14 protein-coding genes are annotated in these 15,379 nt (G+C 72.0%); 2 read left to right on the forward strand and 12 right to left on the reverse strand.

Translation table 11 applies throughout. The annotated features are described in order from the left end of the window. Positions 1–24 precede the first annotated feature (24 nt). Both ACWC1K_RS24475 and ACWC1K_RS24480 read right to left on the reverse strand, forming a co-directional pair. On the reverse strand, positions 25–147 hold the full coding sequence (locus tag ACWC1K_RS24475) for a hypothetical protein (RefSeq protein ID WP_450834246.1): 123 nt from the start codon (positions 145–147) through the stop codon (positions 25–27). An 18-nt stretch (positions 148–165) separates the two neighbouring features. Further along, positions 166–1,269 carry a YVTN family beta-propeller repeat protein gene (locus ACWC1K_RS24480; protein WP_450834248.1) on the reverse strand — a complete coding sequence of 368 codons (1,104 nt, stop codon included), beginning with the start codon at positions 1,267–1,269 and terminating at the stop codon, positions 166–168. A gap of 260 nt (positions 1,270–1,529) precedes the next feature. Here ACWC1K_RS24480 and ACWC1K_RS24485 point away from each other — a divergent pair, with 260 nt between their 5' ends. After that, positions 1,530–3,308: a fibronectin type III domain-containing protein gene (locus ACWC1K_RS24485; RefSeq protein ID WP_450834249.1), complete on the forward strand. Its 1,779-nt coding sequence runs from the start codon at positions 1,530–1,532 to the stop codon at positions 3,306–3,308. Here ACWC1K_RS24485 and ACWC1K_RS24490 read toward each other — a convergent pair. From ACWC1K_RS24490 to ACWC1K_RS24510, 5 genes are read right to left on the reverse strand one after another with little or no spacing between them, the layout of a single operon-like run. Continuing rightward, positions 3,298–4,407 carry an endo-1,3-alpha-glucanase family glycosylhydrolase gene (locus tag ACWC1K_RS24490; RefSeq protein WP_450834251.1) on the reverse strand — a complete coding sequence of 370 codons (1,110 nt, stop codon included), beginning with the start codon at positions 4,405–4,407 and terminating at the stop codon, positions 3,298–3,300. The two genes, ACWC1K_RS24485 and ACWC1K_RS24490, sit on opposite strands and share 11 nt — an antisense overlap. Further along, positions 4,404–5,549: a hypothetical protein gene (locus ACWC1K_RS24495; protein WP_450834253.1), complete on the reverse strand. Its 1,146-nt coding sequence runs from the start codon at positions 5,547–5,549 to the stop codon at positions 4,404–4,406. Before ACWC1K_RS24495 ends, ACWC1K_RS24490 begins: the two co-directional genes overlap by 4 nt. Next, positions 5,546–7,036 carry an alkaline phosphatase family protein gene (locus ACWC1K_RS24500; protein ID WP_450834255.1) on the reverse strand — a complete coding sequence of 497 codons (1,491 nt, stop codon included), beginning with the start codon at positions 7,034–7,036 and terminating at the stop codon, positions 5,546–5,548. Before ACWC1K_RS24500 ends, ACWC1K_RS24495 begins: the two co-directional genes overlap by 4 nt. Then, complete coding sequence (locus ACWC1K_RS24505) at positions 7,033–8,700, reverse strand: ArnT family glycosyltransferase (protein ID WP_450834257.1); 1,668 nt, start codon at positions 8,698–8,700, stop codon at positions 7,033–7,035. Before ACWC1K_RS24505 ends, ACWC1K_RS24500 begins: the two co-directional genes overlap by 4 nt. Then, positions 8,697–11,183, reverse strand: a complete 2,487-nt coding sequence (locus ACWC1K_RS24510) for a glycosyltransferase (protein ID WP_450834259.1) — start codon at positions 11,181–11,183, stop codon at positions 8,697–8,699. Before ACWC1K_RS24510 ends, ACWC1K_RS24505 begins: the two co-directional genes overlap by 4 nt. Before the next feature lie 274 nt (positions 11,184–11,457). Here ACWC1K_RS24510 and ACWC1K_RS24515 point away from each other — a divergent pair, with 274 nt between their 5' ends. Beyond that, positions 11,458–12,609: a serine hydrolase domain-containing protein gene (locus ACWC1K_RS24515; protein WP_450834260.1), complete on the forward strand. Its 1,152-nt coding sequence runs from the start codon at positions 11,458–11,460 to the stop codon at positions 12,607–12,609. Here ACWC1K_RS24515 and ACWC1K_RS24520 read toward each other — a convergent pair. The 5 genes from ACWC1K_RS24520 to ACWC1K_RS24540 form a co-directional block, all read right to left on the reverse strand. Then, complete coding sequence (locus ACWC1K_RS24520) at positions 12,588–13,103, reverse strand: hypothetical protein (protein WP_450834261.1); 516 nt, start codon at positions 13,101–13,103, stop codon at positions 12,588–12,590. The genes ACWC1K_RS24515 and ACWC1K_RS24520 overlap by 22 nt on opposite strands. Positions 13,104–13,163: 60 nt before the next feature. Then, on the reverse strand, positions 13,164–13,613 hold the full coding sequence (locus tag ACWC1K_RS24525; protein ID WP_450834263.1) for a hypothetical protein: 450 nt from the start codon (positions 13,611–13,613) through the stop codon (positions 13,164–13,166). After that, positions 13,597–14,088 carry an RNA polymerase sigma factor gene (locus ACWC1K_RS24530; RefSeq protein WP_099931608.1) on the reverse strand — a complete coding sequence of 164 codons (492 nt, stop codon included), beginning with the start codon at positions 14,086–14,088 and terminating at the stop codon, positions 13,597–13,599. Before ACWC1K_RS24530 ends, ACWC1K_RS24525 begins: the two co-directional genes overlap by 17 nt. A gap of 91 nt (positions 14,089–14,179) precedes the next feature. Next, entirely contained in the window at positions 14,180–14,803 is a 624-nt protein-coding gene (locus ACWC1K_RS24535) for a class F sortase (RefSeq protein WP_450834265.1), read from the reverse strand. Next, positions 14,800–15,177, reverse strand: a complete 378-nt coding sequence (locus ACWC1K_RS24540) for an LPXTG cell wall anchor domain-containing protein (RefSeq protein WP_450834267.1) — start codon at positions 15,175–15,177, stop codon at positions 14,800–14,802. The genes ACWC1K_RS24535 and ACWC1K_RS24540 overlap by 4 nt, the downstream gene beginning before the upstream one ends. Positions 15,178–15,379: the final 202 nt, after the last annotated feature.

Consider the following 15,379-nt stretch of genomic DNA (forward strand, 5'->3'; position numbering starts at 1 on the left):
CCGCCGGCACCCCGCAACGCGCGTTCACCGGCTGACCCACCCGCAACGCCTGCGCTGCCACTTGGCGGCGCAGGCGATCGCCATCAGCCAGGACCGGAAGCTGTCCGGGTCGCGGAGCGAACCGAGGTTGCCGACGGCGCGCAGCATGGTTTTCGCGGAAGGACCCTACGAGGCGCCGCCCGCCACCGCCACGGCGTTGGGCCCGGCCCCCACCTCGACGGTGGCGGTGACTTCCCCGGTGCTGGTGTCGACGACCTGGGTCTCGCGGGCGTCGGCACCCGAGGTCACGTACGCGCGACGCCCCCCGTCGCCGAGCGCGATGCCTTCCGCGCCCGCGCCGACGTCCAGGTAGCCGCTCACGGTGTCGTTGCGCGCGTCGATGACCGACACCCCGTCGGAGCCGAAGCCGGTGGTCACATAGACCCGGCGGCTGTCCGGGGTGACGGCGAGGTGCTCCGCGCCCTCGGGCAGCATGACCGTGTCCTCGACGTCGCGCTCCTTGGTGTCGATCACGGCCACGGCGTCGGTTCCGAGGCCCAGCGTCACGTACGCCCGGCGGCCGTCGGGCGCGATCGCCACGTCGAAGGGGGCCGCTGCGGTGGTGAACCGGATGGTGTCGATCACCTTCTCCCGGGACGTGGAGATCACCGACACCGTGCCCGAGAGCAGGTTTGTCACGAAGGCGCGGGAGCCGTCCGGGGTGATGGCGACGTTCTGTGGCCGGCGGCCGACGTGGAGGGTCTTGGTGACCCGGTTGGTGGCGGTGTCGATGACCGACACCGTGTTGCTGCGGGCGTTCGTGACGTAGACCCGCTTGTCGTTCGGGGTCACGGCCACGCCTTCGGGCCGCTGCCCGACGCGGATGGTCCGGATCGCGGTCCTGCGGGTGGTGTCGATCACGGTGACGGCATCGGATCCGGCGCCGCCGGTCACGTACGCGCGCCCGCCGTGCGAGCCGACGGCGATGTCCGCCGCGCCGGAGGGTACGGAAATGGTGCCGACGACGGCGTTCTCGGCCGCGTCCACGACCGAGACCGTACGGGCGCCGGAGTTCGCGACGTACGCATAGCCGCCGCCACCGTCCCCGTCTCCGCACCCGCACCGTCGGCTCAGGTCTGCCGCCGCCGCCTGAGGGGCCGTCAGCGCCGCCGCGAGCAGGGCAGCCATGGCACAGCCACTCGCCGCTCTCCCCAGGGCGCGCGACCGCCGCCCCTGCTCGTGCCGCGCGGAACGGCTCTTGGCCTGCTGATGCGGGCGAACGTCGTACACGGGGCCTCCATGGCCATTCACCGGATCCGGAAGGAGCCGCTCCAGAATCCTGGGCCCCGGCACCCCTCCGTGGCAGGTGGTCGCGGTGCCGCGTGGAGTGTCACGCATTCGCCGACCCTTGGGCGACCGTTCGGGTGAAGGAGGGTCGGCCGTCCCTGTGGCCCACCCCTTCTTCGTCGCGATGGCGGCTACGACATCAGATGCGCGCATGCGCTGAAGACCCGTCATGCCCGATTCCTGCGACCTCAGGCGGAGCCACCATGCCTCGTTCACGGAACACCACGACAAGACGCCGCCGACACCTCATCCGTGCCTCGGCCGCGGCCCTCCTCGCGATGGCGGCTGCAGCCGCTCTGCCGGGCTCGGCACGCGCCGACCTGCCGGGGGCCGACCCCCAGCTGACCCGCGCTCCCTACCTCACGGATCTCGGTACGGGAAAGGTCCAGGTGAACTGGGCCACCACGACCCAGACCCGAGGCATCGTCAAGTACGGACCGCTCGGCAACTGCACCGCGAACACCGTGCAGTCCGTCCCGCTGGGTTCGCCGACCACCATCAACGGCGTCCGGGAGTACACGAACTCGGTGGCCGTCACCGGCCTTTCGGCCGACACCCACTACTGCTACCGGATCTACACGGGCGACGCCGCCCAGACCGATCTGCTGGGCACCAACACCTCCCCCGACTTCACGACCCTGCAGGCCGCGGGCGGGACGTCGCCGGTCACCTTCGCCGCGCTCGGCGACTGGGGCGACACCACCAACCGCGGTGTGAACGACGGCTCCCTCAACGTCAACCAGGCCAACGTCCTCTCGCGGCTGGCGAGCAGCGGGGCCCGGTTCGCCCTCACGACGGGCGACGTGGCCTACCCGGGCGGTACGCCCACCAGCTACGGCGACCTCAACCAGACGGGCGTGAACATCAGCGCCGTCTTCGGGCCCTCGTACTGGACCGTGCCGGGGCAGCGGATCCCGTACTTCTCACTCAACGGCAACCACGGCCGCAACCAGACCCTGCTGACCACCTGGCCGGAGAGCGCGACCGCGACCGCGTCGAGCGGCAAGTACGTGATGGAGGACTACGCCTCCTTCGACGGCTCGACCCCGGCCAGCTACCCCTCGACGTGGTACGCGTTCACCACCGGCGGGGTACGCGTCTACGCACTGGACGCCTCCTGGTCCGACAGCAACGTCGGGTCGGCCACCGGCGGCGCGTGCGGGTCGCCCTGCGCCAAGTACCAGGTCGACCACGACGCCCACTGGACGACGTCGTCGCCCGAGTACCAGTGGCTCCAGCAGGACCTGGCCGCGCACCCCGGCGGCATCAAGATCGCCGCGTTCCACTTCCCGCTGCGCTCCGACGACTCGACCGAGCCGGACGACGCGTACCTGAAGAACACCCCGGGCAGCACCGACACGCTGGAGCAGCTGCTGCACGACAACGGCGTCAACCTGGTGCTCAACGGCCACGCCCACATCTACCAGCGCAACATCGCCCCGCCCGGCGGCGTCATCAGCTACGTGACCGGGGGCGGCGGCGCCAACCTGAGCGGCTTCGCGGGCCACGGCTGCGCCACCACGGACGCCTACGGGATCAGCTGGTCGTACACCTCGAACGTGGGCCGCAAGTGCGGCGCCGCGCCCGCCCCGACCAGCGACTCGCAGGTGTACCACTTCCTGAAGATCACGGTGAACGGCAACCTCGTGACCGTCGCGCCCACCGATTCCAACGGCACCGTCTTCGACCAGAAGACGTACGACTTCGGACCGGACAGCAGCGCGCCCTCGGCGCCGGTCGCGCTGACCGCCAAGCGGCAGGGCTCCACCACCGCGCGGCTGGACTGGCGCAAGAGCACGGACAACAAGTCCGTGGCGGCGTACGACGTGTACCGCAACGGCACGTACCTGGCCACGCTGGCACCCGACGTGACGACGTACAGCGACAAGACGGCCACCTGCCCGGCCACCTACAGCTACCGAGTGGCGGCCCGCGATCTCGCGGGCAACACCAGCACATCCACGATGTCGGTCACCTGCTGACGGACTCGGACCGCCTGCGTCGCCACACGGCGACGCAGGCGACCGCCACCGCCGGAACCACCAGCCCCGTCACCACGATGACCAGGCGCTCGGCCTTGTGCTGCGCGGGACTGCGCCTGGAATCGTCGGCCGCGGCCGACTGCGGCGCGGGTGCGGCACCGTGCAGTTCGCGCAGGAGGTCGAGGTAGCGGGTGCCGAACGCCCTGCTCGGCTCGACCTGGGAGTTCTCGCTGAACTCGTTCCAGCTGATCAGACCGAGTGCATCGGGCGAGGAGCCCATGGCGTTGGCGTACTCGGTGCGCAAAGTGCGGCCGTCACGGCGCGGGACGGAGGAGGTGCCACCGACGCGGCGGGCGTCGAACCCCGGCGCGAACGGCGCGATCCAGTAGTGTCCGTCGGCGTGGACGGCGCGGGCCATGGCCCGGAGTTTGGCCGGAGCATCGGGATAGGTGTCCGGGTTGACGGACGACCAGTAGTAGGCGTCTCCGTCGGTGACATCGGCGAGCCGGCGGTAGCCGGCGGCGTTCTTCTCCGTCGACAGCACCAACAGCCCGGGGCGGACACCCGATGTGACACGGGCGACGTCCTCGCGCGAGAACTTGCAGGTACCGCTGAAGATGGTGAGCGGTCTGCCGTCCAGCCGCAGGAAGACGGGATCGTGGGCGTACCGGTCGCGGAAGGTGCGGAAGTCGGCGGCGACCCGGTCCACGGGCTGCGGACGGCGGGCGAAGTCGAGACCCTCGTAGAGCATGGCGAGCTTGAAGTGCTCGGACTTGGCGAGAGCCATCAGCTTCTCCAGCCGGTGGTCCAGCTTCGGGGTGTCCTTCCAGCTGGTGATGAAGCCGTCGATGCCCGCGGACCTGGCCCAGCGGATGTGCTGCCGGATCACCTGGGCGTCGTCGCTGGAGTAGGCGCCGAGAGCGGGGAGGTCGGTCTTGCCCCGCCGCCATGAACCGGCGTCGAACCACTGGTAGTAGTACGCCAGCAGCGGGACGGCAGGCTTTGCGGGGGCGGCCGGACCCGGTTCGTCGGCGGCGCGTCCCGGGGAGGGGATGCAGCACAGCACGAGGGCGGCCAGCAGCACGAACCAGCGCTTCACGGCGGCCAGCTCCTCGCGAAGACGTCCTCACCTGCCAGCGGTCCCGGCCTCAGCGGCTGCAGCTCCGACCCCCGCCGGGGCCTGCGGGTGCGACGGATCACCAGGACCGCACTGGCCAGGGCGAGCAGGGGGAGGCCGACGAACAGGAGGTCGAGGGGCGTGATCACCGGGGTGTCGACGGTCCGCGAACCGGACAGCCGGACCTCCTGGTCGGCGATCAGGCCGGCGGGCGCCTTCACCCTCACCAGGTAGCTGCCGCGCGGCAGATGAGTGAGGACGCCGGTCCCGTGCGCACCGAACCGTACCGTGCGCACCTTCCCGTCGGGCCCGGTCACCTCGGCCCGCTTTCCCGTACGGCCGCCGAAGACGGCGTCGTGCGCGGTGATCCTCAGGTCGTGGAAGGGGCCGGTGAAGGTGACGGGCTGCGAGGTGCGAGGGCTGAAGCGCTGGCGTCCGGCGTCGGCCAGCTGGGCCCCGTCGTAGATCAGGCTCTGCAGGGAGTACGTGACGGGCGTGTCGGCCAGCCGGCTGCCGCGGTACACCGGGATCGCTCCGTCGAGCCAGGTGATGCCGCGCACGTTCAGGTCCGTCAGCCGTCCGGTGGAGCTCTTCACGGTGGCCTTGGAGATGTGGGCGAGGTCGAGCGGGGCGGCGTGCTGGTCGGTGAAGCGCGCGGTCACGGGGTACTGCACGGTGAACGCGGCCGTGACCGTGTAGTCGGCGCGCAGCGGGAGGCCGTTCACGACGGGGCGGAAGGCCTGGTCCGGGTCGCGCTGACCGGCCCAGCGGGTGAAGCGGTAGCGGTGCCCCGCAGTGTCGACGGCGGTGTCCAGAAGGTGCAGCGTCTGGGGTGCGCGCGTGTGCGGAGCTGTGTAGCTCGCGTGACCGGCCGCGTCGGTGGTGACCACATGGCCGCCGAACCTGATCCGCACACCGGCCACCGCGGGCACGGTGCGGAAGCCGACCGTGACCGGGCGGGGGTCGGAGGCCGTGTGGCCCGGGGTCTTCGCCGCGCCGGCCTTCGCGGGTGCGGACGGCTGCGGGGCCGGGGACGCCTGCGGCGCTTCGGTCGCGGCGAGGACCAGGCCGCCGAGGGCGAGCAGTACGGCGGTCAGTGGCGGGCGCGGTCGTCGGGGGTTCACCGCTCTGGTCCTTTCCGGAGCCCCGGGACGTTGGGCGGGAGGTCGGCGGCGGAGCGCTGGAGCGGGGTGCCGGCGGCCGAACGATCCGCCCGGGAAGCCGCGGAGTGGCCGTCGGGCCGCGGCCCCGCGGTCGGACGGCCCCGACGGGAGCCGGCGCCCGGGCGGCGGAACGGGACGTCGAGCGGGGAGCGGGCGCTGACCTGGGCGGCGTAAGCCGCGAGGAGGACCACCGCGGAGGCCGCGGTGCCGTAGATCCCGTAGACCAGCGGCGCGTCGATGCGGCCGACCGGGCGGCGGGCCTGCAGGGCGGGGAGGACCTGGGGGGCGCGCGGTCCGTGTCCGAAGTCGAACGCACCGGCGATGCTCGGGGCACCGGCGTCCCGCTCGGCCAGCGGCTTCAGCCGCCAGTTGTCCTCGACGAAGCGCAGCGCGCCGGTGGAGTCGAGCACGGTGTGGTCGACGTGGCCCTGCCGGGCGTAGGGGCTGAGCAGGACGGCGGGCACCCTGAGGCCGCGGGGTCCGTCGGCGGCGCGGGGCGGGGAGACGTGGTCGTACCAGCCGCCGGAGCCGTCGTAGGTCCACAGCAGGGCCGAGCTGTCCCAGTAGTGGCTGAGCGCCAGCTGGGTCGCGAGGTTGCGGATGAGGTGCTGGCCGGCGGGGATGGAGCGGGCCGAGCGCTCGGCCGAGCCGTTCGTGGCGATGTAGGCGACGGACGGCAGGGTGCCTTTGTCGAGGTCGCGATAGTACTGGTCGAGGCCGACGATGTGCCCGCGCAGGGCCGGGTCGTCGACGAAGCGGGCGTAGCCGAGCAGCGGCACGCGGACCGGCTGGGTGCTGCCGGCGGTCCGGAAGGTCTCCTCGGGCCGGTAGCCCTCGACGTAGAACTTCCAGCTGACTGAGGCCTGTTGGAGCCGGTCGAAGATGGTGGGCCGGTCGCCGTAGCCGTCGGCCGGCACCTTGTCACCGCTCCCGGGCGCGGGCGTGGCGGACACCCAGTAGGAGCGCTCGGTCGCGGCGCCGTAGGGGGCGGCGGAGAAGAACCGGTCGAACAGGGTGCCGTGTTGTGCCGCGGCCCAGCTGAAGGGGAGGTCGCGACCGTCGTAGTGGCCCATGGCGGTGGAACCGTCGCGGCCCTGCCGGGTGTAGGCGGACACGAAGCCGTCCATACGGCCCCGGTCCAGCTGGTTGCCGATGATCGAGCGGGTGGGCGAGAGCGGCGCCGGCACCGTGCCATGCAGCGCGAAGGGCCGGACACAGCCCTGGGAGCGGTCCTGTTCGGAGCGGAGCTGGCAGGTACCGGCCGGCAGACCGTCGGCTCCGGGGAACGTGCCGAAGTAGTTGTCGAACGTCCGGCCGCCCTGCATGAGGTAGAGGAAGTGATGGATCGGCGTCGCGGGCCCCGGGTCCGAACCGGCCTGTGCTGCGGCCGCCGGAGTCAGCAGGGCGAGAGCCGCGACCAGCGCGCCGAGCAGCCGGGCGGCCCTCATGACGCACGCACCTTGTAGATCACGATGGTCTTCCGGTCCGCGTGGGCGCCGCTGGGTCCGCCGCGCACGTGCTCGACGCCGGTGTAGACGGTCATGCCGTGGTACTTGGCCGCCAGGGTGCGGACCTTGTCGCCGTAGAAGGAGGAACGGGCCGCGGTGTACGAGTCCCATACGACGTACTGGTACTGGCCGGTGCGCAGCGCGCGGTCGGGGTTGCGCACCGGCTGGTAGGCCGGGTTGTGGTGGAGCGTGCCGCCGGTGACCGAGAGGGCCGACACCTGGCGGTGGCCGTAGAACTGCAGCACGTTGGCGAGCGACGGTCCCGCCGCAAGCAGCCGTGCGCCCCGGGGGACATGGGCGCGGACCCAGTGGCCTGCCTCCCGGCCGCCGGGAAGTCCGCCCGTTCCGGCGAGCAGCTTTCCGGTGGGCGGGGGGTCGATCCGGGCGGCGGCGGGCACGGCCAGGGAGGCCGCGACCGCAAGGCAGAGCACCACGGATGCCACGGGGGCGGGCCACCGTCCGGGCAGGCGCAGTCCGGCGACCGCGACCAGGGTCCGTCCGGCGAGGACGGCGAGCACCGGGGCGATCGGCAGCAGGTACTGGTAGCCCTTGACGGGCCACAGGTCGAAGAAGAGCACCGGTACGGCGATCCACCACAGCAGCAGCGGCTCGCGCCAGGTGTTCCGCCGGCGCAGCCAGACCAGTCCGGCCGCCGCGGCGACGAGGACGGCCCAGCCGACCGCGCCGGGCACGGTGACCAGGTAGAACCACGGGTGGTGGTTCGCGCGGCGGAACAGCTGCCACAGCACGTAGTTCTGTCCGGTGCGGTGGCTCCCCGACAAGTACACCGCGAGCGGGAAGGCGGCGGCCACCGCGGTCATGGTCGCGAGGGCGTAGAGCAGGTGGCGCAGCCGGACCGGGACGCCCTTGGTGAGCGCGAAGAACCCGTACAGCGCGCCGAGGAACACGGCGCCGGTCTCCTTGGACAGGACGGTGGCGCCCATGGCTGCTCCGGCAGCGAGCAGCCATGGCTGGCTCGTGCTCTCGACGTACCGGACCACGCAGTACAGCACGCCGGTGGCGCACAGGGTCAGCAGACCGTCGAGGAGGACCTGGCGGCTGACGATCACGTGGTACGGCATGACGGCGAGCAGCAGCGCCGCGGCGAGGCCCGTCCTGTGCCCGTAGAGCCGCTTGGCCAGCAGATAGGTCAGGGCGACGCAGGCCACTCCGATGGCCGCCGTGACGGCGCGGGCGGAGTAGTCGTCGATCCCGCGCCCCAGGAGGCTCGACATGACGGTGGCCAGCAGCAGCGGGTGGGCGCGGAAGACCGGGAAGAACTGCTGGAGCGTCGGGTCGCCGGCCAGCGAGGCGGCCGTTCCCGTGTAGACGGCCTCGTCGCTGTTGAACCCCCTCGCGCCCAGGGCCCAGAACCGCATGAGGCCGGCCAGGGCGAGGACGGCGGTGAGCGGCACCGCCGCGTACAGCTTGCGCAGAACGTGCCCGCGCAGATCCGGCGCCCCGGGCCGGTTCCGCCGGGGGCCGGGGTCTGCGCGGGTGCTCGTGCCGGACGGACCGCGGGCGGTCGGTCGTCCGGCGGTGTCGGTCAGGCCGTGCACCAGCATGGCGGTGCCGGTGCGCAGCGCCCGGGCCTGCCGCATCATGGCGGTCCTCCGGCGGGCGTCGGGCGGACGGCGCCGTTCACGGCGAGCGGAGCCGTGAACTGCCAGTCCCAGCGCGGCCGTTCCTCGCCGTCGAGATGTCCGTCGGCGGCCGTGTGGACGCCTTCGCGCGCCAGCAGGCGGGGGATCTCCTCGGCCCAGCCGAAGTGGTCGGAGGCCAGGGCCCTGACCCGGACCCCGGACAGGAATCCGGAGAGGATCTCCCGTTCGCGGACGCGCAGTTCGGCATGGTCGAGGCCGTCCACGGTGAGGGCCGGGGCGAAGTAGCGGAAGGGCGGGAAGCCGTACGCGTCCTCGGTGTTGCCCAGGAGTCGGCGGACCGCCTCGTCGGAGGGGATGTCGGCCAGCCCGGGGGCACCGCGCTCGATGACGAACAGGTCGCGGACGGCGGTGGCGGTGCCGATGTCGCAGGGCACCAGCCGGTCCACGGCGTACTTGGGCGGCGGCACGAGGATCTGGGTGAGGGCGTTGATCGCCATGATGGGGAGGTTGAGGCGGGCGAGGGTCAGGGCGAAGGAGCGGCCCTCCTTGGAGTGCAGCCGGCTCTGCAGGCGCAGCTTCATCCACTCCGGGCCGGTCAGGTCGTCCGCGTGGACCGCGTGCAGGGTGTGGGCGCTGATGGTGAGCGGCTTGGGGAAGCACAGGGCGTGGCCGGCCGCGTCGACCAGCGTCATGTCGTCCGAGAGGAAGCGACCTCCCTGCTCGCGCAGGAGCTTGAGGATGGTGCAGGTCTTCCCGGTGTCGGTCAGGGCGGAGAGCATCACCCCGGTGCCGTTGAAGTCGAGGCATGCCGAGTGCAGCAGCATCCAGCCGCGGGGCACCAGCACGAAGCGCAGCAGGGCCTCGACGACGTTCGTGTAGACGACGTGCGGTGAGTGCGCCAGCAGCGGGCTGACCTCGATGGAGACCGGGTGGCCCAGATCGACGCGGAAGTTGGCACCGATGCGGCCGAGTTGCTCCTCGTAGTTCAGGCTCAGGGGCCGGCCGTCCTCGGGGCGGGAGAGTTCGGTCAGGGCGGCGCGGTGGTGTGGCATGCGGCGCCCGATGTCGCCGACCCGGATGACGATGTCGCAGCTGTCCGGCGCCACCCACTGGGCGCGGAAGAACTCCAGCTCGGGCAGGGCGACCTGGGATCCGATGGTGACCTGGCCCGCAATGTCGTAGCGGTGGGAGAGGTACTTCGGCCGCTTGTGGGCGCCGTGCGCCGTGGCCGGGTCGTCCGCGGCGGACTGCGGGTCGACCAGCGTGCGCACCGGGTCGCGCTTCGCCGCGCGGTGGTCGCCGGTTCCGTAGATGATCCGGTCGCTGAACAGGAAGCGCAGCAGGAACAGCCCGACGAGGGTGACGATGTTCGCGGACAGGACACCGACACCCCAGCTCACCAGCAGGGCCAGCACCGGCAGACGGCCGAGCAGCAGCACGTTGTTGAGCGCGAAGAAGCGGGCGGCACGGCCGGAGCGGGTGCCGTTGCCGGTGCCGCGGTAGACGAGGGACTCGACGAGAGCGAAGTTCCAGGCCGTGGAGACCTGGGTGGCCAGCGCCGCGCCCAGCAGGGGTGAGAGTCCCAGCACGTCGAAGAACAGCCACAGCGCGGCCGTGTTGGCACCGATCCCGCTCAGACCGATGAGCCCGAAGGCGATCAACCGGCCGAGCTCACGGGCACGTTGACCGCTCCGGCCCTGCCGCCCGGTCCGGCGCAGCCTCAGCAGATGACGCAGGTAGGTGAGCCCTTCGCGGAGGGAGGCCTTGGACCGGCCCGCGGCGCGCGGCGCGAAGGTGTACGCCACCTCGGCGACCCGGGCCGACGGATTGCGGACGAGCATCTCCAACAGGACCTTGAAGCCGAGGGGGTTGAGCCGGTCCAGGCCGACGGCGTCCTTGCGGAAGGCGAACAGTCCGCTCATCGGGTCGGAGACGGTGGCGAGGCGGCGCGGGAAGAACACCTTGGCCAGCAACGCACTGCCGGAGGAGGCCAGGGACCGTCCGGCACCGCTCAGCCCGCCGCTGGAACCCGACCCGGCGTGCCGTGTCCCGATCACGATGTCCATGTCGTGCCCCATGGCGGTCCGGGCGACCGCCGCGGCCGCTTCCGGCGGATGCTGCAGATCGGCGTCCATGACCAGCACCCAGTCACCCCGCGCCTGCCGTGCTCCGGCGAGCACCGCGCCCGACAGGCCACCGCCACGGGCCCCGGGCACGCGGTGCAGCATGCGCACGGGGCACGGACACAGCTCCGCGTGCTCCGCGGCGACGGCCGGAGTGTCGTCATCGCTGTCGTCGACGAGCAGAACCTCCGCACCCAGGGACGCGAAGGCGGGCCCCAGGGCACGCAGCAGCAGGGGGATCACTTCCTGCTCGTTGCGGGTCGGCACCACGACGGTCAGACGAGGTGGAGCAGCCCGAGGGGGCTCGTTGAGATCCAGGCAGGACAAGGTGGGGAGCGGGGGGATGCCGGTGCGATCCATCGTTCATCCGCCTCCAGACTGGCCGTCCCAAGTCGTATGTTTACGACGTAAGCGTACGGCTAGTCTGCTGCGCACATGTCCTCACAGTCAAGAACTAATGACGCATAAGCGACATATAGGTGAACTGAGGCTTTCCAGCCCATCCGGCTCGGCCCGTAAGGGATCCCCGAGGCCTCCGGTCCGGGTCGGCACCCTCCTCGGTGACGATCCCCGATCACGCTTCACCCCCCGAGGATGATCACCGACAGCAACCCGCCGACTCCCGGAGCAGCCGATGCGCCCCCGTAGCGCCCGTACCACCGCCGCCCTCACCGCGTCACTCGCCCTCGCCCTCGCCCTGGCGGCAGGCTCGTCGGCCGCCCCCGCGTTCGCCGCACCCGCGACCGCCTCCACGTCCGCCCCCGCCGCCACCGGCCCCGACACCGACGCCCTGCGTGCCGCCATCGCGGGGCTGCCCGACACGGACGCCACCTCCGCGGCCATCCGCGTCGGCGGCGACGGGACGTGGCACGGCACGGCCGGTGTGCGGGACGTCCGGACCGGGGCGCCGGCGCTGGAGAACGGGCGCTTCCGGGCCGGTTCCGTGACGAAGGTGGTCACCGCGGCGATCGCGCTGCAACTGGCCGCGGAGGGCCGCATCGACCTGGACGGCACCGTGCAGCAGTATCTGCCCGGCCTCCTCACCGAGGAGTTCGAGCCCGTCACCGTAAGGGAGTTGCTCAACTACACCAGCGGTCTGCGCTCGGGCGCATCCCTCGGGGACACGGTCGAGGACGGCTACCCGCACCGTTTCGAGACGCTGACCCCGCGGCAGGTCGTGGCGGCCTCCGTCGCCAAGGGCCCGGCGTACGCACCCGGCACACGGCAGGACTACGACAACATCCACTACACGGTCCTCGGCATGCTCATCGAGAAGGTGACCGGCGACTCGTACGCACACCAGGCCGAGATACGGATCTTCCGGCCGCTCGGCATGCGGGACAGCTCGTTCCCCGTCGGCGCCGACCCCCGCATCCACGGTCCGCACAACCGCGGGTACGACTGGATCGACGGCAGGCTGGTGGACGTGACCGACTGGAACATGTCCGACCGGTTCGCGGCCGGGGACCTGATCTCCACCACCGCCGATCTGCAGCGACTGCTGGTGGGGCTGTTCCGCGGCAGGGTCGTGCCCGAGCCGCAGCTCAGGGAGATGTTCACGCTGCCCGACGTGCCCGGCGCACGGTACGCGGCGGCGCTGGAGCGGTTCGAGCTGAACGGCAGGGTGATCTGGGGCAAGACCGGCTCGCGGCCGGGCTACGCCACGGTGATCGCCGCCACCCCCGACCTCTCCCGCACCCTGGTCTACTCGGTCACCTCGACCGACGCCAAGGGCGACGGCCAGGCGACCGCCGAGCGTTTCGCCTACCCCGCCTTCAACCGCTGAGAGGCCCCCACGCCCAGCCCCTCCAGCCGCTTGATCTTCTTCCGTACGACGTACAGCGGGATCACCCCGAAGATCCCGAACGACATGTCGATCACCGACCACCAGAAGGGGATCCCCCGGAGCGGCCCGCAGATCAGGGCGAGCGGGATGATCCCGGCGCAGGCGATCATCGCGAACTCGACGACCCAGATGTTGCGCACCGGGTCGCGGTAGGGGCCGTAGAAGGCGACCGCGATGACGAGGTGGGCGAAGGCGAGCCAGTCCGTGCCGTAGAGCAGGAAGGGGTAGTCGGCGTCGGCGGTGTCCAGTCCGTGCCGGACGCGCTCGATCCAGTCCATGAGGGCGTCCGGAGCGGGGAGGTGGCGGAGCAGATCCTCGGTCCAGCGCAGTTCGTGGACCAGGGGGAAGGCCGTGGCGCCGCTGAGCACCAGGCAGACGACGAAGAAGGCCAGCCAGGCGCGGATGCCCTTCAGCAGGGCGGCTCTGTCGCTCATGGCAGCAGCGTACGCCCGTTGTTGAACGTGTTCAAAACTGCTGTCGTCCGCTGCTTTCGCTCACCTGCCGGAGGGGATGACACCTCCGTCGCGGGCCGACTGTGCGACCGTCGGCACGGATCTCGCCGACGGTTCGGCGGTCCGGGGGGCCGACGGGCGGCTGGGGACCATGGAGGGGCTGGCGCTGGGAGTGGGAGTGACCGGGGCGGGTGCCGCCTTCGACGGCGGCAGCGTCGAGGGGCTGCTCGCGGGCGGCGGGGCGAGAGGGACCGCCGGAGCCGCCGGGCCGCCGGAGGCGGTGAAATGCAGAGGCAGCACGACGAGTGCGGCGACACCGCAGGTCAGGGCCGCTCCGGCGGCCGCACGCAGCAGGCGTCGGCGGGATGCGCCGCGCCGGATCTCCGCGTAGCGGCCGGGGGGTGCGCCCAGGTATTCGGCGGGGGGCCGCAGGAGGACGGTGAGCGGGTCGTCGGGGTCGAAGTCCGGGCCCTCGTCAGAGTGTGTGATCAAGGCTTCTCCTCAGGTGGGCGCGGAGCAGTTCGCGGGCCGTGTGGAGGTCGGCCTTGACGGTTCCTTCCTTGCGTCCGGTCAGCACGGACACCTCCCGGATCGGCATGTCAGCGTAGTAGTGCAGCAGGATCGGGACCCGCAGTCGTTCCGGGAGGGACTGCACGAGCAGCCGTACCGAGGGGTCCGCCTGTTCGGGATGCGGGGCCACCGCGGCCTCCGTGGTCGCCCGGCGCACGGCTCTGCGTTCGCGCTCCAGCTTGCGCCAGTGGTCCCGGACGAGGTTGGCCGCGGTGACGTAGAGGAAGCCGCGCGGCTCCGCGACGGACGTCCAGCGGGCCCAGAGCCGGGTGAACGCCTCCGAGGCGATCTCATGGGCCGTCTCGTCGTCGTCGACCAGCCGGCGGCACCAACCGGCGAGACGCGGATAGAGGGCGGCGAACAGCTCGGACGCGGCCTTCTCACGGGACCGTTTCAACGTTCTCCAGGGTCGTGGGGGCACTCGTAGGGGCGCTTGCGGAGGAAGACCCCGGGCCGACGGCGTACGTTCCGCCGGCCCGGGTGGCCGGTCAGGGACCGGCGGAGCTCAGCACCGCGAAGACGATCACGTTGTCGAGGTAGCCGTCACCGGTCCGCTTGCCGCCGCAGGTGATGAGCCGCAGCTCCGGCCGGTTCACGTTCCCGTAGACCTCCTCCGACGGGAAGTGCGCCTTGGACACCGTGCGGACCTCGGTCACGGCGAACACCGCGGCCGTGCCGTTCTCCAGGCGTGTCACGATCTTCTCGCCCCGGTGCAGCTCCCCCAGGCGCCGGAAGACTCCGTCCCCGTAGGCGCCGACCGTGACATGGCCGAGGATCACCGAGGGACCGGTCTGGCCCGGCGTCGGGGAGTGCTCGTACCAGCCCGCCCGGTCGTGCGCCGCGATCGGCGGCACCTGCACACTGCCGTCCGCGGCCAGGCCCAGCTTCATCACCGGGGTGTCCACCCCGATGGCCGGAATCCGGAGCCCGACCGGGACCGATCGCCCCACCGCGGACACCGACTTGGCGGACTGGGCCGCGGGCGGCGCGGAGGCGGAGGGCGTGTTTGCGGAGCCCGCGGAGCTCCCGGTCGTGGCGCCGGGGCCGCCGCAGGCGACAAGCAGTGCGGCCAGGGCCATGGCGGCGAGGGCGCGCCCGGAGCGCGGGCTCATGCCCCGTTCGCCTGCCGGCGGCGTACGAGGAGGACGGCGCCGCCGCCGAGGACGACGGCCGCGGCGGCGCCCCCGCCGACCAGCGCCCCCGTGTTCGAGGAGTCCGAAGTCGTCGGCGCCACACCGGTGTTCGGGGCACCGCTCGGCACGCGGGAGACCTGGCCCGAGGAAGGCGCCCGGGTCGGGGCCGCGCTCGGCACGGCACTCGGAGCAGTGGAGGCGCTGGGCCTGGTACTGGGGGGCGAGGTGGGCGCCTGGGTGGCGCTGGGGACGGGGCTCGGGGCCGTCTTCGCCCCGTCGGCGAACGCGGGCAGCGCGCCCGCCAGCACGGCGGTGCACGCAAGTGCCATGGCACTGAGGCCGGTTCGGCGCATGAATCGCTCTCTTTCGTCGGTCCGCCCGGTGGTCGACCGGCGGGTTGTGTGACTGATCGAGCGGAGAGACGAGGCAGCGGAGGGGCGGGTTGTAAAGAGCCGGCAAAGTCCCGTGAGACAGGGGGGACGGTGGGATCCGGCCAATGATCGGGGAATTGGTGACGACCGTGTGCGCGGGTCTTGAAGGTGCCTTGCGGCCGTT

This window comes from Streptomyces sp. NPDC001492 (assembly GCF_053597275.1).

Excerpts from the sequence above, each read along its gene's own strand:
- ACWC1K_RS24515 (WP_450834260.1), top strand. The coding sequence starts at position 11,458 with ATGCGCCCCCGTAGCGCCCGTACCACCGCCGCCCTCACCGCGTCACTC.
- ACWC1K_RS24500 (WP_450834255.1), bottom strand. The coding sequence starts at position 7,036 with ATGAGGGCCGCCCGGCTGCTCGGCGCGCTGGTCGCGGCTCTCGCCCTG.
- ACWC1K_RS24535 (WP_450834265.1), bottom strand. The coding sequence starts at position 14,803 with ATGAGCCCGCGCTCCGGGCGCGCCCTCGCCGCCATGGCCCTGGCCGCA.
- ACWC1K_RS24475 (WP_450834246.1), bottom strand. The coding sequence starts at position 147 with ATGCTGCGCGCCGTCGGCAACCTCGGTTCGCTCCGCGACCCGGACAGC.
- ACWC1K_RS24540 (WP_450834267.1), bottom strand. The coding sequence starts at position 15,177 with ATGCGCCGAACCGGCCTCAGTGCCATGGCACTTGCGTGCACCGCCGTG.
- ACWC1K_RS24485 (WP_450834249.1), top strand. The coding sequence starts at position 1,530 with ATGCCTCGTTCACGGAACACCACGACAAGACGCCGCCGACACCTCATC.
- ACWC1K_RS24510 (WP_450834259.1), bottom strand. The coding sequence starts at position 11,183 with ATGGATCGCACCGGCATCCCCCCGCTCCCCACCTTGTCCTGCCTGGAT.
- ACWC1K_RS24520 (WP_450834261.1), bottom strand. The coding sequence starts at position 13,103 with ATGAGCGACAGAGCCGCCCTGCTGAAGGGCATCCGCGCCTGGCTGGCC.
- ACWC1K_RS24505 (WP_450834257.1), bottom strand. The coding sequence starts at position 8,700 with ATGATGCGGCAGGCCCGGGCGCTGCGCACCGGCACCGCCATGCTGGTG.